This is a genomic window from Sorangium sp. So ce119 (assembly GCF_051524405.1).
GTDB classification, from domain to species: domain Bacteria; phylum Myxococcota_A; class Polyangia; order Polyangiales; family Polyangiaceae; genus Sorangium; species Sorangium cellulosum_G.
On the sequence record NZ_CP150310.1, the window covers coordinates 7,837,108 to 7,856,648 of the forward strand.

At 68.3% G+C, this 19,541-nt stretch carries 12 protein-coding genes; 6 read left to right on the plus strand and 6 right to left on the minus strand.

Annotated features, from left to right (window positions below; all coding sequences use genetic code 11):
* Nucleotides 1-14 precede the first annotated feature (14 nt).
* On the minus strand, nt 15-1,403 hold the full coding sequence (locus WME76_RS29485) for an IS1380 family transposase (protein WP_437955192.1): 1,389 nt from the start codon (nt 1,401-1,403) through the stop codon (nt 15-17).
* Nucleotides 1,404-1,487: 84 nt separating this feature from the next.
* Here WME76_RS29485 and WME76_RS29490 point away from each other — a divergent pair, with 84 nt between their 5' ends.
* Nucleotides 1,488-2,945 (plus strand): Kelch repeat-containing protein, encoded by a 1,458-nt coding sequence (locus WME76_RS29490; protein WP_437955594.1) that lies wholly within the window; start codon nt 1,488-1,490, stop codon nt 2,943-2,945.
* Nucleotides 2,946-3,384: 439 nt separating this feature from the next.
* Nucleotides 3,385-8,037 (plus strand): Kelch repeat-containing protein, encoded by a 4,653-nt coding sequence (locus tag WME76_RS29495; RefSeq protein ID WP_437955595.1) that lies wholly within the window; start codon nt 3,385-3,387, stop codon nt 8,035-8,037.
* 234 nt (nt 8,038-8,271) lie between these two features.
* On the opposite strand, the gene WME76_RS29500 is transcribed toward WME76_RS29495, so the two are convergent.
* The 4 genes from WME76_RS29500 to WME76_RS29515 all read right to left on the minus strand — a co-directional run bounded on the left by WME76_RS29500 (nt 8,272) and on the right by WME76_RS29515 (nt 13,699).
* Nucleotides 8,272-9,660, minus strand: a complete 1,389-nt coding sequence (locus WME76_RS29500; protein WP_437955596.1) for an IS1380 family transposase — start codon at nt 9,658-9,660, stop codon at nt 8,272-8,274.
* Between the two features lie 484 nt (nt 9,661-10,144).
* On the minus strand, nt 10,145-11,191 hold the full coding sequence (locus WME76_RS29505; RefSeq protein ID WP_437955597.1) for an FG-GAP repeat domain-containing protein: 1,047 nt from the start codon (nt 11,189-11,191) through the stop codon (nt 10,145-10,147).
* A gap of 262 nt (nt 11,192-11,453) precedes the next feature.
* On the minus strand, nt 11,454-12,842 hold the full coding sequence (locus WME76_RS29510) for an IS1380 family transposase (protein WP_437955192.1): 1,389 nt from the start codon (nt 12,840-12,842) through the stop codon (nt 11,454-11,456).
* 50 nt (nt 12,843-12,892) lie between these two features.
* Nucleotides 12,893-13,699 (minus strand): M12 family metallopeptidase, encoded by an 807-nt coding sequence (locus WME76_RS29515; protein WP_437955598.1) that lies wholly within the window; start codon nt 13,697-13,699, stop codon nt 12,893-12,895.
* Between the two features lie 950 nt (nt 13,700-14,649).
* Between WME76_RS29515 and WME76_RS29520 the strand changes: the two genes are divergently transcribed.
* Both WME76_RS29520 and WME76_RS29525 read left to right on the plus strand, forming a co-directional pair.
* Nucleotides 14,650-14,985 (plus strand): hypothetical protein, encoded by a 336-nt coding sequence (locus WME76_RS29520; protein WP_437962167.1) that lies wholly within the window; start codon nt 14,650-14,652, stop codon nt 14,983-14,985.
* A 210-nt stretch (nt 14,986-15,195) separates the two neighbouring features.
* Complete coding sequence (locus WME76_RS29525; RefSeq protein WP_437955599.1) at nt 15,196-15,333, plus strand: hypothetical protein; 138 nt, start codon at nt 15,196-15,198, stop codon at nt 15,331-15,333.
* A gap of 617 nt (nt 15,334-15,950) precedes the next feature.
* Here the strand turns inward: WME76_RS29525 and WME76_RS29530 are convergent.
* Nucleotides 15,951-16,133 (minus strand): hypothetical protein, encoded by a 183-nt coding sequence (locus WME76_RS29530; RefSeq protein WP_437955600.1) that lies wholly within the window; start codon nt 16,131-16,133, stop codon nt 15,951-15,953.
* 1,265 nt (nt 16,134-17,398) lie between these two features.
* Between WME76_RS29530 and WME76_RS29535 the strand changes: the two genes are divergently transcribed.
* Both WME76_RS29535 and WME76_RS29540 read left to right on the plus strand, forming a co-directional pair.
* Nucleotides 17,399-17,596: a hypothetical protein gene (locus tag WME76_RS29535; protein WP_437955601.1), complete on the plus strand. Its 198-nt coding sequence runs from the start codon at nt 17,399-17,401 to the stop codon at nt 17,594-17,596.
* A gap of 1,054 nt (nt 17,597-18,650) precedes the next feature.
* A complete protein-coding gene (locus WME76_RS29540) occupies nt 18,651-19,487 on the plus strand; it encodes a polysaccharide deacetylase family protein (protein ID WP_437955602.1) in 837 nt (278 codons plus the stop codon).
* Nucleotides 19,488-19,541 lie beyond the last annotated feature (54 nt).

A 19,541-nucleotide genomic window follows, 5' to 3' on the forward strand; every position in this document is an offset into this window, starting at 1 on the left:
GGCTGGTTTCGGGCTCAATTATGCCAGCGGGCGAGCTGCGAGCGCTCCGGCACGTGCAGCTTCGTGCCCCGGCTCGACCGGGCCAACCTTCCCGGGACGAGGATCAGCGCGCGGCGAAGCCACGGCGTTCGCCAGCTCGCGAGCTGCGGAACGTGGTCCAGCACATAGCGGCGCATCAGGTTGGCGGTCAGCAGCTTCAACAGCAGCGCGGCATGATTGGCGTTGAAGCAGTGGCTCGGCACGCGACCGCATCCCCACCCGTGCTTGAGATCGCCGATGAGCGGCTCGATGCCCGCGCGCAGGTCATATCGCGCCGCTACATCTTCCGGCGCTTCGACCGGCTCGTTGGTCAAGAAGACCTGCACCGTGTAGTCGAGGCCTTCCCAAAGGTAGATCTGCTTGCCGTTCTCCCGGTCGCGTGTGCGTACGGCGATGACGCGGACCCCATCCGGCCAATCGCCGCGCCGGAAAGGCACCTCGGCCACCTGCCGTCGAGGACGACCATCGGCATCCCGGTCGATGGTACGCCATCCGGTGGCGTGTGCGACCATGCCCACCAGATCGGGGCTCATCCGCGCCTTGGTCAGGAAAAAGCATCCCCTCGCGGCGACGGCGTGCATCAGCGCGCTGCAATCGCCCGCGCCATCGATCCGCACGTAGATGACCGCGCTTGGCGCTGCGGCGCGCGCCCGGTCGATGCACTCCTCGACGAACGGTACATCGGCTTCGCCGAAGCTCGTATCGCCGGGTCGCAGTTTGGCTCCCACGATAGCGTCGGCCTCGGCGATGCGCGCCAGGATCGGGTGATAGCTCGGCCGGCCGTGGTAGCGCGGGTTCGGGCCCGGAAGCGCCCCCTCCTGCATCCCGAAGAGCGGCTCCACGGTCGTATCGACGTCAATGTGCACGAACCGGTGCTTTCGGCGAGCAACGAGGGCGAGCCCGTGGTCGACGACCATGCTGTGCAGCGCTTCGAGCGCCTGCTCATCGAAGCGGCACAGGTCCCGATAGACGGTGTCGATGCTCGGAACGACCCCGCCTGCGAGACGTACGAAGAGCGGATCGACGGCGAGCGCTTCGATGCCGAAGACGCGCTCCTCGCCGGCGAGCGCGCAGTCCATCAGCAGGCGCATCTGTGCGGCCATTGGGTAGATGACCGAACGGCCCGTCTTCAGCCGGAAAAACCTGCGGCTCAGGGCCGCGTCGACGCCGAGCTCCCGGAGGAAGGCGCCGAAGGGAGCAAGTCCTGCGATGCCCGTCAGGTTCTTCTCCGAGGGCTCGACGTGAATCCTGGAAGGGTCTGGCCGCCGGATTCGCTCCTGGTGCCGCCCATCGCCTTTGCTCTTGAACCCGAGCTCGCGTCGGCGCACCTTGGAGGTGCTCGGCGTGCGTCTTCGTTTGGTCATAGCAACCCGGGCGGGTCGCCACGCCGAGCCTTTCTTTCAAGGCGTTCCGTTTACCTCGCCGGATTTCTCACGCCCCGGATCGGCATGGTAGGCGCGAAATCCACGCTTAGCAACGTCGACTCCGAGGCGAGCGTGGAGCAGTACGATCCAGCGAGCCGAACCTGGCTCCAGGCCGCCCCGATGCACAGCGCCCGTCATGCTCACACCGCGACGCTGCTGCCAAACGACCAGGTGCTCGTCGCGGGCGGCAATAGCTCCGACGGCCCTCTCGCGAGCGCAGAGCTGTACGACCCGGCTGAGGAAACCTGGCTGCCCGCCGGCGCGATGAACCGCGCCCGCAGCTACCACGCTGCAGTCCGCCTCAAGAACGGGCAGGTGCTGGTCGCCGGGGGTTGGGGCAGCGGCAGCGCGCTGGGCGATGCCGAACGATACGACCGGATCAACGACGAATGGATTCCCTGCAACACTGCCATGCAGGCGGCCCGCTGGCAGTTCACCGCGACGCTGCTGCCGAACGGGCAGGTGCTGGCGGTCGGAGGCTGGGGAGACATTGACGCTCTCAGAGACGCAGAGCTGTACGATCCGAGCACCGACCAATGGGAACCGGTTCCCTTGGGGATGAGCGACGCCCGCACCGGCCATACCGCCACGCTTCTGCGGACGGGTCAGGTCCTGATCGCTGGAGGCGCGAGCAGCGATGGCGTTCTTGCCCGGGCAGAGCTCTTCGATCCGGCGCCCCTGTCCTTTGCGCCCGCGGCGTCCATGCGCCATGCGCGCACGGGCCATGTGGCCACGGAGCTGCCGGACGGACGAGTGCTAATCGCGGGCGGCGCCGACGCCGGCGGCCCGCTGGCGAGCGTGGAGCTCTACGATCCAGCGGAGAACGTCTGGCACGAGGTCCGCTTGTTGAGGACGCCCCGGAGCGAGCCCGCGGGGCTCTTGCTCGACGACGGGACGGTGCTCATGGTCGGCGGCGTTGGCGCCGACGGGGGCCCGCTGGCCACCGCCGAGCTGTTCGAGCTCTTCTCCAATGGCACGCTGTGCCGACGGGCGACGGACTGCCAGAGCGGCTTCTGCGTCGACGGCGTCTGCTGCGACACGGCCTGCGACGGCGGCCCCTGTGACGTCTGCGCCGTCACCACCGACATCACCCTCCTCCACACCGGCGCCCGGAGCCCGGGCACCTGCGAGCCGGTCGACGACGTCGCCTGCGACGACGGCAACGTTTGCACCCAGAGCGACGTTTGCCAGGGCGGTATGTGCACGGCGGGCGAGCCGAAGAACTGCGCGTCGTATGCGTGTAACCTGGCCACAGGAGAATGCCTGAACCGCTGCAGCTCGGTCCGCGATTGCGCGGCTGGCAAGGTGTGCGACCGGACGTATCAATGCGTCGATGCGCCGCCGGACGCGTACCACCACGATACCAGCGGCTGTGCCCTCGCCTCTTCCGGCGCCCCGCCCCCCTCGCCCCGGACGCTGGCGGCGCTCTTCGTGCTCGCCCTCGCCGCCCTGGGTGCCCGGCGCCCGCGCGCTGTGGCGTGAAGGCGCCTGCGATCGATGGCGGCATGGGACGGCGATGCGGCTCGTGCCGAGCTTCGGGGGACGACGTGACGGGCGCGTGCGGGAACCGGTGCAGCGCGGGGGTGGTGGTCGTGAGCGACGGCGAGCTCTGCGGTGGGTATCCGCGGAGCTCGGGCTTCAGGTTCGGGGTGCCGGACCGGGCACGTTCGGTGATGCAGGCGATGAGCGGTTGGCGCACGTCGCTCAACGTCGTCGGAGATCCCGCGCGGACCACAAGCGCGATGGGCGCCGCGGGCGATGTTCGCGGTGTCGCGGCCGGCGTGGCGCGAGGCGGACAGGATCCACGCCGGTCGCGACGGCGATGGGTGGTTCAGCGCGGAGACGCTGGTGGGCGGTGTCGCCTTCGGCGTGGCGCCGACCGTGGGGCGCGGTTCGAGCTTTGACGCTTGCGGGAGGGGTTATGCAATTCGCGTTCTTGCCGAGATACGGGCTGCTTGGCTGCTGGGTCGGGTTGCTCGTGCTGGCGCTCGGGGCGCTGGTCGGATGCAGCGGCGCGGGCGAGCCTTCGCAGGGGGCAAGCGAGGTGCTGCGCGGGCGCTTTCCGGAGCAGATGACGCAGGTGCTCGGGGCGGGCGCCGGGTTCGTGGCGACCAGTGAGGGGTTTGTGGCGCGGTCGCGGGGGGAGGTGCCGGGACGGTTCCGGCCCGCGGGAGAGACGATCGAGGCGGTGTTGCCTGCGCGGGGTGAGCAGGGGCTGCGCTTCCGCGGGCAGAGAGGGTTTGCGTTCGAAGTGCGCGAGGTCGGCGTGGCGGGCGAGGGGGCGCTCGAAGGGAGCGCAGTGACGTATGCGCGACCGGGAGGTCGGTCGTACTGGACGGCGATGGCGGGCGGGGGCGCGGAGGAGTGGCTGCTGCTCGCGGCGGAGCAGGTGACGAGCGATGCGCCGGTGGCGGTGTGGGAGGTCGAGGGGGCGGCGCTGCGGCAAGAGGGCGAGGCGGTGGCGGTGGTGGACGAGGGCGGCCGAGCGCGGATGCGGGTGACGGCGCCCGAGGCGCATGCCGGAGGGGGGAGAGCCATCGCGGCGCGGCTCGCGGCGCGGGGGAAGCGGATCGAGCTGTGGGTGCAGGCCAGCGGGGAGGAGGTGCTGGTGGATCCGGTGTGGCAGGCGACGGGGACGATGGGCACCGCCCGTCGTGGTCACACCGCGACGCTGCTGCCGAGCGGACAGGTGCTGATCGCGGGCGGCGCTGCCGAAGTCTTAGGTGTTTCATTGGCGAGCGCGGAGCTGTACGACCCGTCGACGGGAACGTGGCAGCCCGCCAGCTCGATGCGCACCGCTCGTCGTCATCACACCGCAACGCTGCTGCCGAGCGGGCAGGTGCTGGTCGCGGGCGGCGTTGACTACGCCTCCGGTGGTTATCTCGCGAGCGCGGAGCTGTACGACCCGGCGACGGGAACATGGCTGCCCACCGGCTCGATGGGCACCGCCCGCGATAGTCACACCGCAACGCTGCTGCCGAGTGGGCAGGTGCTGGTCACGGGCGGCTATGACTACGATTCCGGTGGTTCTCTCGCGACTGCGGAGCTGTATGACGCGGAGACGGGAACATGGCAGCCTACCGGCTCGATGGGCACCGCCCGCTATCATCACACCGCGACGCCGCTGCCGAGCGGGCAGGTGCTCGTCGCGGGCGGCGTTGACGAAATCTTCGGTGATTCTCGCGCGGAGCTGTACGACCCGGCGACGGGAACATGGCAGCCTGCCGGCTCGATGGGCACCGGCCGCTATGATCACACGGCGACGCTGCTGCCCAGCGGTCAGGTGCTCGTCGCGGGCGGCAGCTACGACATCCGCGATGGTTCTCTCGCGGGCGCGGAGCTGTACGACCCGGCGACGGGAACATGGCAGCCTGCCGGCTCGATGGGCACCGCCCGCGCTCTTCACACCGCGACGCTGCTGCCCAGCGGTCAGGTGCTCGTCGCGGGCGGCTATGACCGCGCCTCCCGTGCTTCTCTCGCGAGCGCGGAGCTGTACGAATCGGCGACGGGAGCGTGGCTTCCCGCCGGCTCGATGGGTACCGACCGCGATGGTCACACCGCGACGCTGCTGCCGAGCGGGCAGGTACTCGTCTCCGGCGGCGTTGACTACGACTCCGTTGATTCTCTCGCGAGCGCGGAGCTGTACGACCCGTCGACAGGGACGTGGCTGCCCGCCGGCTTGATGAGCATCGCCCGCGGTTATCCCACCGCGACGCTGCTGCTCAGCGGGCAGGTGCTGGTCGCGGGCGGCTATGACGATGACTCCAATGATTCTCTCGCGAGCGCGGAGCTATACGACGCGGCCACGGGAACATGGCAACCCGCCGGCTCGATGGGCACCGCCCGCTATGATCACACCGCGACGCTGCTGCCCAGCGGGCAGGTGCTGGTCGCGGGCGGCTATGACGATGACTCCAATGAGTCTCTCGCGAGCGCGGAGCTATACGACGCGGAGACGGGAACGTGGCTGCCCGCCGGCTCGCTGGGCGCCGCCCGCTCTGGTCACACCGCGACGCTGCTGCGGAGCGGGCAGGTGCTCGTCGCGGGCGGCTATGACCACGTCTCCGGTGTTCTCGCGAGCGCGGAGCTGTACGACGTGGAGACGGGAAACTGGCAGCCCGCCGGCTCGATGGGCACTGTTCGTTATAAGCACACCGCGACGCTGCTGCCGAGCGGGCAGGTGCTCGTCGCGGGCGGCTATGACGATGACTCCAATGAGTCTCTCGCGAGCGCGGAGCTGTACCACCCAGCGACGAACACCTGGCACCCCTCCAGCTCGATGGGCACCGCCCGTCGTGATTACACTGCGACGCTGCTGCCGAGCGGGCAGGTGCTGGTCGTGGGCGGCTATGACCATGACTCCAATGGGTCTCTCGCGAGCGCGGAGCTATACGACCCGTCGACGGGGACGTGGCTGCCGGCCGGCTCGATGGCCATCGCCCGCTATGGTCACACCGCGACGCTGCTGCCGAACGGGCAGGTGCTCGTCTCCGGCGGCGTTGACTACGCCTCCGGTCATTCTCTCGTGAGCGCGGAGCTGTACGACCCGGCGACGGGAACGTGGGTGGCCTCCGGCTCGATGGACATCGCCCGCGGTTATCCCACCGCGACGCTGCTGCCGAGCGGGCAGGTGCTGGTCGCGGGCGGCAGTTACGACGCCTCCGGTTTTTCGATCGGTGATTCGCTCGCGAGCGCGGAGTTGTACGACCCGGCTGGGTGCTGGAACACGGCGGTGTCAATGCTCACCGGCCGTGTCCACCCCACCGTGACGCCGCTGCCCGACCATCGCGTGCTGGTCGCCGGCGGACTCAGCAACGCCGGCTACGAGGCGAGCGTCGAGCAGTACGATCCAGCGAGCCGAATCTGGCTCCCGGCCGCCATGATGAACAGCGCCCGTCACGGTCACACCGCGACGCTGCTGCCGAACGACCAGGTGCTCGTCGCGGGCGGCAACAGCTCCGACGGCCGTCTCGCGAGCACGGAACGGTACGACCCGGCGGAGGAAACCTGGCTGCCCGCGGGCGCGATGAGCAGCGCCCGCACCTACCACGCTGCGGTCCGTCTCAACAACGACCAGGTGCTGGTCGCCGGCGGTTGGGGCTCCTTCGGCGCGCTCCGCGATGTCGAGCAATACAACATGGACACCGACCAATGGACATCCCGCAGCGCCATGTGGGCGGCCCGCTGGCAATTCACCGCGACGCGACTGTCGAGCGGGCAGGTGCTGGCTGTCGGAGGCTGGGGAGATGTTGGCGCTCGCAGCGACGCAGAGCTGTACGACCCGAGCACCGCTCGCTGGGAACTGCTTCCCGCGAAGATGCGCAACGCCCGAACCGGCCACAGCGCTACGCTTCTGCGGACGGGTCAGGTGCTGATCGCTGGCGGCGCGAGCAGCGATGGAGTTCTTGCCCGGGCAGAGCTCTTCGATTGGGCTACCCTTTCCTTTTCGCCTGCGGCGCCCATGCGCCATCCACGCACGGACCATGTGGCCATGGAGCTGCCGGGCGGACGGGTCCTGGTCGCGGGCGGCGCCGATGCTGGCGGCCCGCTGGCGAGCGCGGAGCTGTACGACCCGACCGCGAATGTCTGGCACGAGGCCCGCCCGTTAAAGACGCCCCGGAGCGAGCCCGCGGGGCTCTTGCTCGACGACGGGACGGTGCTCGTGGTCGGTGGCGTCGGTGCGGGCGGGCTCCCGCTGGCCACCGCCGAGCTGTTCGAGCTCCTCTCCAATGGCACGCTGTGCCACCAAGCGGCCGACTGCCAGAGCGGCTTCTGCGTCGACGGCGTCTGCTGCGACGCGGCCTGCGATGGCGGCCCTTGCTACGTCTGCGCCGTCACCACCGATATCACCCTCATTCCCAGTGGCGCCCGGCTCCCGGGCACCTGCGAGCCGCTTGACGAGGTCCCCTGCGACGATGGCAAAAAGTGCACGCAGAGCGATGTTTGCCAGCGCGGCGTCTGTCGGGGCACGTCAGTGGACTGCACCGAGTCGGACGACTGCCACAAGCACGGCAAGTGCGACGAGACGACCGGGCGCTGCTCGCCGGAGACGCCCAAAGACGAGGGCGCCAGCTGCGATGACGGCAACCTCTGTACCCGGCGCGACGAGTGCCAGAGCCAGAGCTGCACGGGACTCGACGAGGTCCTCTGCCCGCCGCCCGATGCGTGCCACGAGCAGGGCAGCTGCGATCCGTCGACGGGCACGTGCGACAACCCAGCGAAGGACGACGGCGCCACCTGCGACCGCGATCGCGACCCGTGCACGCCAGACGACCACTGCGAGGACGGCGTGTGTGTGGCCGGCGAGCCGAAGATCTGCCAGTCGTATGCATGCGATAAGGCCACAGGACAATGCCTGACCCGCTGCGACTCAGTCCGCGATTGCGTGGACGGTAAGGTCTGCGACCGGACGCATCAGTGCGTCGATGCGCCGCTCGACGCGTTCCACCACGACACCAGCGGCTGCGCCCTCGCTGCTGCCGGCGCCCCCTCCCCCTCGCCCCGAATGCTGGCGGCGCTCTTCGTGTTCGCCCTCGCCGCCCTGGGTGCCCGGCATCCGCGCAAGGTGGCGTGAAGGCGGCCGCTTCGATGCGAGCGAATGTCGATGACGTCGGCGAGGTCCACGACGATGATGTGAGATCGTGCTCTGAACGTAGATTTCGCGCCCATGGGGCACGAGTGGGCCGACGGCGACGCGCGAGCGGCGTTCCGCTGACGAATGCGACGCCGATTACAACGATGCGCTTCCAGAGCGTCACGAAAACACACGCCCCCCTTACCCCCGCTATGATTTCGGCTGGTTTCGGGCTCAATTATGCCAGCGGGCGAGCTGCGAGCGCTCCGGCACGTGCAGCTTCGTGCCCCGGCTCGACCGGGCCAACCTTCCCGGGACGAGGATCAGCGCGCGGCGAAGCCACGGCGTTCGCCAGCTCGCGAGCTGCGGAACGTGGTCCAGCACATAGCGGCGCATCAGGTTGGCGGTCAGCAGCTTCAACAGCAGCGCGGCATGATTGGCGTTGAAGCAGTGGCTCGGCACGCGACCGCATCCCCACCCGTGCTTGAGATCGCCGATGAGCGGCTCGATGCCCGCGCGCAGGTCATATCGCGCCGCTACATCTTCCGGCGCTTCGACCGGCTCGTTTGTCAAGAAGACCTGCACCGTGTAGTCGAGGCCTTCCCAAAGGTAGATCTGCTTGCCGTTCTCCCGGTCGCGTGTGCGTACGGCGATGACGCGGACCCCATCCGGCCAATCGCCGCGCCGGAAAGGCACCTCGGCCACCTGCCGTCGAGGACGACCGTCGGCATCCCGGTCGATGGTACGCCATCCGGTGGCGTGTGCGACCATGCCCACCAGATCGGGGCTCATCCGCGCCTTGGTCAGGAAAAAGCGTCCCCTCGCGGCGACGGCGTGCATCAGCGCGCTGCAATCGCCCGCGCCATCGATCCGCACGTAGATGACCGCGCTTGGCGCTGCGGCGCGCGCCCGGTCGATGCACTCCTCGACGAACGGTACATCGGCTTCGCCGAAGCTCGTATCGCCGGGTCGCAGTTTGGCTCCCACGATAGCGTCGGCCTCGGCGATGCGCGCCAGGATCGGGTGATAGCTCGGCCGGCCGTGGTAGCGCGGGTTCGGGCCCGGAAGCGCCCCCTCCTGCATCCCGAAGAGCGGCTCCACGGTCGTATCGACGTCAATGTGCACGAACCGGTGCTTTCGGCGAGCAACGAGGGCGAGCCCGTGGTCGACGACCATGCTGTGCAGCGCTTCGAGCGCCTGCTCATCGAAGCGGCACAGGTCCCGATAGACGGTGTCGATGCTCGGAACGACCCCGCCTGCGAGACGTACGAAGAGCGGATCGACGGCGAGCGCTTCGATGCCGAAGACGCGCTCCTCGCCGGCGAGCGCGCAGTCCATCAGCAGGCGCATCTGTGCGGCCATTGGGTAGATGACCGAACGGCCCGTCTTCAGCCGGAAAAACCTGCGGCTCAGGGCCGCGTCGACGCCGAGCTCCCGGAGGAAGGCGCCGAAGGGAGCAAGTCCTGCGATGCCCGTCAGGTTCTTCTCCGAGGACTCGACGTGAATCCTGGAAGGGTCTGGCCGCCGGATTCGCTCCTGGTGCCGCCCGTCGCCTTTGCTCTTGAACCCGAGCTCGAGTCGGCGCACCTTGGAGGTGCTCGGCGTGCGTCTTCGTTTGGTCATAGCAACCCGGGCGGGTCGCCACGCCGAGCCTTTCTTTCAAGGCGTTCCGTTTACCTCGCCGGATTTCTCACGCCCCGGATCGGCATGGTAGGCGCGAAATCCACGCTGAAAGCATCATCTCTTGCAAGGGGCCACGGCAGCTCACAGCGGCAATCTCGCTCTCAACAAGCTCAGCTAACAAGTTGATATTTCTGGGACTTCTGACGCGAGCGAGATCGCTTAGGGTAGATTCTGTCCGATCGACTCGACCCAGAGGCTCAAGAAACTGAAGTTTCTTGACACCCACAGAAGCGCTTGGACTTCCTTGCGAGCAGGCGCCCGGCGAGGTCGGCCAGCAGTTCCCCCCGGTGTCAGAGAAGTTGGCCGTGAAGTTATGGCGTCTCTTCGGCGCGTCATACTGCAAGGCGCTGCCCACCAGGAAAGCGCGACGTCGGAACGGGCCTGGAAAATGGGGGCGATGTGGGCTCCGCGATAGGGGCACGGCTCAGTAGCCGGGGTTGTAGACGCTTGCGGAGACGTTGCTGCAGCTCCAGCCCGATCCGGTGGACAAGCACACGGGGTAGGAGCTCCAGCCTCGGAACGTCTGGATGATATCGGTTCTCCCGTCCCCGTTGACGTCCGCTGCGACGAACCGCTGCTCGTTCGACCCTGAGTCGAAGATCGTCGCCGCGGGGTTGCTGCACGACCAGCCGCTGCCCGTCGAAAGGCACAGCGGGATGCTGCTCCAGCCACGGTAGGCCTGCACGACGTCCGTCCGGCCATCCCCGTTGAAATCCCCGGTGAGGAACTGCTGCTCGTAGGAGCCGGAGTCGAAGATCGTCGCCGCGGGGTTGCTGCACGACCAGCCGCTTCCTGTCGAGAGACACAGCGGGATGCTGGCCCATTCCCGGTATGTCTGGATGACGTCGCTCCTGCCATCGGCGTTGAAGTCCCCGACCAGGAATCGCTGCTCCGCACTGTCCCAGTCCCAAATGGTGGCAGACGGATTACTGCACGACCAGCCGCCGCTCCCGTTCGCCAGGCAGATGGGAATGGACGCCCACTCACGGAAGGTCTGAAGGACGTCGGTGAGGCCGTCCCCGTTGACGTCGCCGGTGAGGAATTGCTGCTCGGGCGAGTTCCAGTCGTAAATCGTCGCCGCGGGGTTGCTGCACGACCAGCCGCTGCTCGTCGACAAGCACAGAGGGATGCTCGACCACTTCCGGTAGACCTGAATGACGTCGTCACGGCTATCCCAGTTGAACCGCCCGACGAGGAACCGCTGCTCCGCACTGTCCCAGTCCCAAATGGTGGCAGATGGATTGCTGCACGACCAGCCGGTGCCCGTCGAGAGGCACCTCGGAATGGAGGACCACTTGCGGTAGGCCTGGATGGTATCGGACCAGCCGTTGCCGTCGAAGTCGCCTGTCAGGAACTGCTGTTCGGGGTCGCCCCAGTCGTAGAGCGTCGCCGCCGGGTTCGTGCAGGTGAACCCGCCGCCCGAGTACTTGCACATCGGGATGGATCCCCAGCTCCTCCACAGCTGGAGCATGTCACAGCGTCCGTTGCCGTCGACGTCGGCGGCCACGAACTGCTGATCCTGCGCGGCGGGATAGCCATAGAAGCGACGTGCTCCGGCGACGTCGCCGGTACTCAGCGTAGATTTCGCGCCCATGGGGCACGAGTGGGCCGACGGCGACGCGCCAGCGGCGTTCCGCTGACGAATGCGACGCCGATTACAACGATGCGCTTCCAGAGCGTCACGAAAACACACGCCCCCCTTACCCCCGCTATGGTTTCGGCTGGTTTCGGGCTCAATTATGCCAGCGGGCGAGCTGCGAGCGCTCCGGCACGTGCAGCTTCGTGCCCCGGCTCGACCGGGCCAACCTTCCCGGGACGAGGATCAGCGCGCGGCGAAGCCACGGCGTTCGCCAGCTCGCGAGCTGCGGAACGTGGTCCAGCACATAGCGGCGCATCAGGTTGGCGGTCAGCAGCTTCAACAGCAGCGCGGCATGATTGGCGTTGAAGCAGTGGCTCGGCACGCGACCGCATCCCCACCCGTGCTTGAGATCGCCGATGAGCGGCTCGATGCCCGCGCGCAGGTCATATCGCGCCGCTACATCTTCCGGCGCTTCGACCGGCTCGTTGGTCAAGAAGACCTGCACCGTGTAGTCGAGGCCTTCCCAAAGGTAGATCTGCTTGCCGTTCTCCCGGTCGCGTGTGCGTACGGCGATGACGCGGACCCCATCCGGCCAATCGCCGCGCCGGAAAGGCACCTCGGCCACCTGCCGTCGAGGACGACCGTCGGCATCCCGGTCGATGGTACGCCATCCGGTGGCGTGTGCGACCATGCCCACCAGATCGGGGCTCATCCGCGCCTTGGTCAGGAAAAAGCATCCCCTCGCGGCGACGGCGTGCATCAGCGCGCTGCAATCGCCCGCGCCATCGATCCGCACGTAGATGACCGCGCTTGGCGCTGCGGCGCGCGCCCGGTCGATGCACTCCTCGACGAACGGTACATCGGCTTCGCCGAAGCTCGTATCGCCGGGTCGCAGTTTGGCTCCCACGATAGCGTCGGCCTCGGCGATGCGCGCCAGGATCGGGTGATAGCTCGGCCGGCCGTGGTAGCGCGGGTTCGGGCCCGGAAGCGCCCCCTCCTGCATCCCGAAGAGCGGCTCCACGGTCGTATCGACGTCAATGTGCACGAACCGGTGCTTTCGGCGAGCAACGAGGGCGAGCCCGTGGTCGACGACCATGCTGTGCAGCGCTTCGAGCGCCTGCTCATCGAAGCGGCACAGGTCCCGATAGACGGTGTCGATGCTCGGAACGACCCCGCCTGCGAGACGTACGAAGAGCGGATCGACGGCGAGCGCTTCGATGCCGAAGACGCGCTCCTCGCCGGCGAGCGCGCAGTCCATCAGCAGGCGCATCTGTGCGGCCATTGGGTAGATGACCGAACGGCCCGTCTTCAGCCGGAAAAACCTGCGGCTCAGGGCCGCGTCGACGCCGAGCTCCCGGAGGAAGGCGCCGAAGGGAGCAAGTCCTGCGATGCCCGTCAGGTTCTTCTCCGAGGGCTCGACGTGAATCCTGGAAGGGTCTGGCCGCCGGATTCGCTCCTGGTGCCGCCCATCGCCTTTGCTCTTGAACCCGAGCTCGCGTCGGCGCACCTTGGAGGTGCTCGGCGTGCGTCTTCGTTTGGTCATAGCAACCCGGGCGGGTCGCCACGCCGAGCCTTTCTTTCAAGGCGTTCCGTTTACCTCGCCGGATTTCTCACGCCCCGGATCGGCATGGTAGGCGCGAAATCCACGCTCAGCTGCCCGCCGTTGTTCCATTGCGGGTTGCAATAGTTCATCGCGGACATGAGATCCCAGTCGCCGACCAGCTGATCGCCGCTCGTGCCCTGCGGGCCGGCTGTGCATGTGGCCGGGGTGTCCGGCCGGTTCTGCTCATGAGCGAAGCCCAGGGCATGGCCGAACTCGTGGACGGCGATCGCGCGAGTGCACTTCTCGCGCGCTGCGCCCTGGCAGGCGCCGAACGGCTGATATAGCTGCCCGTTCGGGTCCTGCGCCCTGAAGGTGTACCAGAAATTGAGCCTCATGCCGTTCGGTATGTTGTTGAGCTGCGAGCCCAGGCCGTTGGTCGATGGCCATTCGTCTGCGGTGCGGATCCGGATCCCTGAGGAGGTGGCGGCATTGCACTGTCCCCACCCCTCGAAGACCACGCCCGTTGTGGACTCCCAGGTAGATTTGACGGCGGACCGAACCCACTCCTTCTCCGTCGCATTGCCGGCCGTCTCCCAACATACCGGGATGCTCGTCGTCGTCCAGATGCTGGTCGACAGGGCATAGAGCGGCGACTGTGCGTCGGCCGTCAATTCAACCCAGTCCGACGGCTCCACGACGCACGACGCGATACCTGAGAGCAGGGCGGCGGCAGCAGAGAAGGCCACGCGTTGGCGGGGCGTCCCAGGACAGTTCGTCTCGCTGGGGGGGCGCTCGCTCTGCGGCGCAATGTCCTTTGTGGCTGCCGGAAACCTCAAGTGAGTCTTGTTCTTCTTCATGGGTAAAGCTCCTGCATAGACATATGTCGATTACTGCACGAGCGCAGAGGTCCCGTCACGGAGACCGGCACTCGAAGATGCGTTCCTGGACCATCGACGACGTCTGTCAGCGCGCGGAGCGCCTTTCGTTCGGTACGAATACGCATGTCGTCTGCCCTCGTCGCTGGGGGTCCGACGACTTCCTCGATCACACAGTCGCAGGGCGACGACGCAGCTGGCGCTGCGCCGCGTCTCCCAAACCTCGCAGGAGGCGACGCATTTCGGACGTCGGCCTGCAGAAGATGTGCCCGCCGGAAGCCCGCGGGTGAGTTGGAAGCGTGCTGCGACGAAGCCAGCCATTCGGCGCGAATCGCCGGTGCGTCACGCGAACACACGGCCATTGCGTCCGGCCGGACTCCCCGTGGTGACGCTCCCCTCGGCACAAGATCGGCCGGCCATTGGCCCACGCAGCCAGTCGTGGACGCGCCGCGCTGGCTGAAGCGCTTGGTGCGGAGCGGTGCAGAGCGCCGCTTGCCCGTCTCGGTTTGATCCCGGCGACCACCCCGTCGCAAGGCCGAGTACGCGCCGCGGAATCTGAACGCGATTATGACGAGGGCGCGCGAGCAGGGAGAAGAGATCGGCAGCTGGGAGAATGATGTTTAGACATTTCGGACACATCAAGTTCCAGCTGCGAGACTACCCTACGTTAGCGGAAGATGTTTCTACGCATGGCGCTCTTAACAAAAATCATACCGGCCTAACACATCACGCGCGCCCCGCAACTGAAACTTGATAACCGAAGTATGGATCGCCGAGCCGACGACGTGAATGCCACTTTGGGAGTAGCGTACCGAAGCATCCCGACAGGTAGGCGTTGACGAACTGGATCACGGGCCCCCATCCGCCACCTTGTCGGCAGCACACCGTACGATGGTGTCTGGCAAAACGGCAGCCGGGGGACCACCTGCGCGATCTCGTGGGCGCTCGGCGACTTCACGACGCGCTTCAATCAGGAGATCGCGGCCGGAAAGTACCTCGTCCACATGCAAGCCTACGACATCGGCGGCGCCCAGATCCGCTACGACGGCGCGTGGGAAGACGGCAGTCGGGGAACGACCCGAGCGCTGGGTTGGACCTTCAACGATTTCGTCACGCGCAACGAGCAGGGGCTGGCCAGTGAAAAGCGCCTCGTTCACTCTCAGCAGCTCGATGTGGGCAACGGTCAAATCCGCTACGACGGCGTGTGGGAGAGCTCGACGGTCGCCCAGACCCACATCTTCGCGGAAACCATCTACAAGTTCGCATAGCGGTTTAACGCTAAGCTCGCCGCGGGGCAGCGCGCCGTCCTTATGCACTCCGTTCGAGGGCGCTGAGCTGAGATCGTTTTCGGAATCCCAAACGGAAAGCAGCACAAACTGGTCCCCGCCGGCGTCCGGTACCCGACCGGACGGACGAGCACGGGCTGCGCCAGCCGACCATTACGACTGCGGCCTTGCGCACGGCGAGCGTACCGGAGCGTGACGCGCCGGGGCGTCTCGCTCGACGGCTCGCGCCAGGTGCTCGGCATCGATACGGTCGTTCTTGCGGCCGTGCTGGGCGATGCCCAACTGCCGGCTGCGTATGGTATCCAGGACAAGGACGTGGTTGCCCTATGAGCTCAGCCGATCGTGCACCGCCCACGCCTCACCGCAGGACTTGAGCGCCACCGTGGCCGGCGGCGCCGAGGGGCCCAGCACATCCTCAAAGGGCCTTGATGGGCTTGACCGTGCGGCGAAGCACGACCTGTTGCTGCGCTACCGCCCGCGGCTGCCCTCGACGCCGATCGCGCCGAGCTGGACGAGCGACACTCCCGCCTCTGGAGCCACGCCGCACATCATCGGCCCCTCCGCTCTCGGGCGAGGTCAAGGACGTCCGCCGCGGCCTCGGCCTTTGTTGCTGGCGCTCCGAGCAGCCGCCCGATGGCCTCGTGCGCGACGCGCGCGGCCTCGACATCGCCTGCCGCAACAGCCGCCGCCAGCCCCTCCCCGAGCTGCACAAGCAGCATCGCCCTCACCGACGCCGCCCTCGCCCTCGCCCCCTCCCCCTCTCCGCCCCGCTCTCCCCTTACCCCACTCCCTCCAATCGAATCGCCACGCGCCCCCTCCGAATCGTCACACCCCCGCTCCAACCGCGTCGATCCGTCGCCACCCCCCTGCGATTTCCCCGGCAATTTCCCCGCTTCGCCCCCATTCCCCCGCCCAGAGCGCCTTTTGAATCCACCGCGTCTGCCATTTCACCACGGGGCCAAGTGGTTGATTTTGCTGGATATTATCGTCTCGCCCTGCTCCGCACCACCCCCTTCGCTGGCCATTCCGCTGGCTTTTCCCCCGAGCTCGGGGATCGCCTCGGCGAGAGCTAGCTCGCCGAGGCCCAGCTCTGCAAACGTCCTGGCCGCCCGCCGGTACCTCTGGGCCATGATCGAGCTCCGGTGCCCGGTCCGGTCGGCGACCCGGGTCTCGCTCCGGCCGTTCGCCAGCGCGACGGTGATGAAGGTCGAACGCGTGTCGTGCGCGCGGACCTGCTGGCGCTCGTCGAAGTCCTCGAAGAGCTCCGGGCGATCGATGCCGGCGCGAGCTGGAGGTAGGCGCGGAAGCGCTCGGCGGCGTGCTCGACGCTGAAGAGATCGCCCTCCTCGTTGACGAAGAGCGGCGCGGAGGGGGCCGGGTTGCCGCGGAGCGCGAGCCGGGCGCGCAGCGCCTGCGACACGCCGGGGGAGAGCGCCGAGGCGGGGGGGTCGTTCGTCTTGGTCTTCTCCAGGCGCAGCGCCCCGCGGTCGAGGTCGACGTTCTGCACCTGCAGGCTTGCCGCCTCGCTGATGCGCGGGCGCTCGCGGTTCAGGAAGCCCCACAGGACGCGCCAGCACAGCGGGCTCGCGGTGCAGGCCAGCAGGCGAGCGTCCTCCTCTGGGTAGAGGCACGCCTTCGCCTTCGCAGGGCCGAGCTTCGGGAGGAAGCCGCGGGGCAGCGGGTTCGTCGCGAGGAGACGGCCATCGCCATGAGCCGGTGCAGGAGCTGCGCGATGTGACGACGCGGTGCAGGCGCCATCGGCGGGAGCGCGCGCATGACGCGTTCCGTGTCGTCGAGCGTGAAGGTCGAGACGGGGACACGACCCGCGATCAGGTACACGTGGCGGTCGAGCCGGTAGACGTCTTGCTCCACGCTGCGCTTCGGCTTGACGTGGTCGGCGTACATGCGCGCGAGCTCGCCCGAGGTGCTCGGTCAGCTTCAGGTCGAGCGGGAAGCTCTCGCGGTCGTTGTCGCCGACGAGGACGCGGACGTAGAGCCGGCCAGCGGCGCTGCGGAAGAGCGCTCCCGTGGGCCTGCGGGGCATGGCGGCTCTCTTCTACCGCGATGTGCGGCCGCGCTCACGCCTGCGGCAGCCCGCCAGCGTAGGGGCCCGGCACGAGGCCGGCCTCACCGAGCACCGCCGCTGCGCCGCCCGCCATGCTCGGCGTCGTCCGTCGCGCGCTCCGAGCGACAGCCGATGCGCATGGAGCTGCGACGAAGCCGCGGGGAGCTCTCAAGGCGGAAGACCCGCCGTCCCGTCGAGGATTCCGCTGCTGCACTCCACAGACGGGCAGCCGAGGACGGTTCTCATGCACGGCAGCCGGGGATCGACGAGCGGCACCTTGGTATACTTCTCGTTCACGACGTCACCCCGCAACGCTGGTATGCTCGTAATATGACCTCCACCCGCCGCGCCCGCTCCGCCGCCGAGATCCTCCGCTCCGTCCCGCCGCGCGACCGCGCCCGGATGCTCCGGTTTGGCCTCGACCTGGACGACCCTGAGCACGCGGCGCTCTTCGTCTCGGGTGTCCGCGCCGCGGACGAGGCGATCGCGGCGCAGGAGCGCTGGGAGCGAGAGAACGCGCTCCGTTGAGGTGGAATCCGGCACGAAGGTATCGTCGCCAAGGTAAGAGCGCGCCGGCCTCGATGACCTGGACCTTCCGCCGCTGCTCTCGAAGCTCGGCATCGAGCCATGCTACGATACCGGCGTGCCCGGGCGCAGGACCGCTGAGATCACCTCTGTAAACGTCGCTGCGCTTGCCAGCGCCGCCCGACGCGGCGAGGTCGATACCGATGTCGAGCTTGGCATCGTCGGCGCGTGCCTCGTGCTGGCCGGGACGATCACCGTGCAGCTCGAGACGACCCGCGTGGCCTCCGGCGGCCTCCGGCTCTGGGCGCGTTGTCCCGGATGCTCCGCGCGCGCGGCCGTGCTGTACCTCGCTGCGCCGGGCCTGCGCTGCCGACGCTGCGCCGGGCTCGTCTACCCTGAGACACGGCAGCGCCCCGAGGAGCGTGTCCTCGAGCAGGCGCTCGCACGGCGCACGAAGGCCCGGGCCGCGGTCGGCGCTGGGCCGGACCCGCGGGAGCCGATCCCGCGACGACCGCCGGGCGTGCGCTTCTCGAACTGGGTACGTCGCCTCGACGAGCTCCACGAAGCCCAGGCCGCGGTGCAAGCCGCGCTCGCCGCGCTCGTCGGCCGGCTTGGTCCTCGCTCCGGAGCGCTCGCTCAGGAGGCCGGCTCCCCTCCCCCGGCGCCGCGGGCCGCGCCCACGCCTGAGACGCCTTCGAGAGAGGGCCAGCAAGCTCGCGGAACCACACCCTGAGGGACCTTCGGCGCCCTCGAGCGTGGCGGCGCTCCACCTCGGGGCGGCTCCGCGCGGAGCGCCCAGCACCGAGAGCTGGGAGACCAGCGCTGTCGTGGCTGGCCCCCGGTCCGCCGCGCGCGCCCACGCGACGCCGCTGGTAGCGCCAAGCGGACCCGCTCTACTTCGGCAGCAGCCGGTCTTTGCCAATCTCCGTCGCTCGCTGTCCCGGAAGGAGCGCCAGACGTTCCCGGAAGGCGCAGAGCGCGAGGATCTCCGTGGAAGGACGCCGGAGGAGCAGGCACGGCAGATGATACGGCGATCTCTGCTGTGGAGATCCTACGCATGGAGAGGGGCGGCGCGCGGCGCCTCCCGACGCGCCAGGACCAGGCAGTGCTGCTGTGCATCGGCGCTTGCCTCGCCGCCATCCTCCTCGCCTCGGTCCTCCTGACAGGGTGTCCCCCCGGCGTCGCTGTTGTATCGCTCGAGTTCGACGACACGCTGGCGAATCAGTTCTCCGCGCGCTCCATCCTCGCCCAGCACCGGATGCATGCCACGTTCTTCGTGAACAGCGGTCGACTCGACCGCCCCGGCTACCTGACGGTCGCGCAGCTCAGCGCGCTCGCGTCCGACGGCCACGAGATCGGCGGCCACACCATCGATCACGCGCGGCTGCCCGGGCTCCCTGCCGGAGAGCTGCGCCACCAGATCTGCGATGATCGTCGCGCTCTCCTCGCGCTGGGTTTCGACGTGAGCGACTTCGCGTACCCCGATGGCGCTCACGACAGGGCCAGCGCCGAACAGGTGCGCGCCTGCGGCTACGAAAGCGCAAGAAAGGTTGGAGGAGTCGGCTTCGCCCCATGCATCTTCTGCACGGGGGCGGAGACCATCCCCCCGCGCGACCCGATGGCCACCCGTACCCCCGGCTCCCTCCGCCGCGTTCACCGCCTTCCCAGAATCCAGGCTCTCGTCCGCAGCGCGCAGCAGGTTGACGGCTGGATACAGCTCACCTTCCACCATATCTGTGACGCCTGCGACGACTACAGCATGTCCAAAGAGGACTTCTCCACGCTCCTCGGCTGGCTCGCGGAAGAGCGCGAGGCGGGCCGCGTCGTCGTCCTGACGGTCCGGCAGGCGATCCGCGGCGCGACGCCTCCGCCCCGCAGGCTGGCTGCGGAGTGAACGCGGCCGCTCCCGATCGACGCGATGACCGTCACTCGGCATCGTGACCCGATG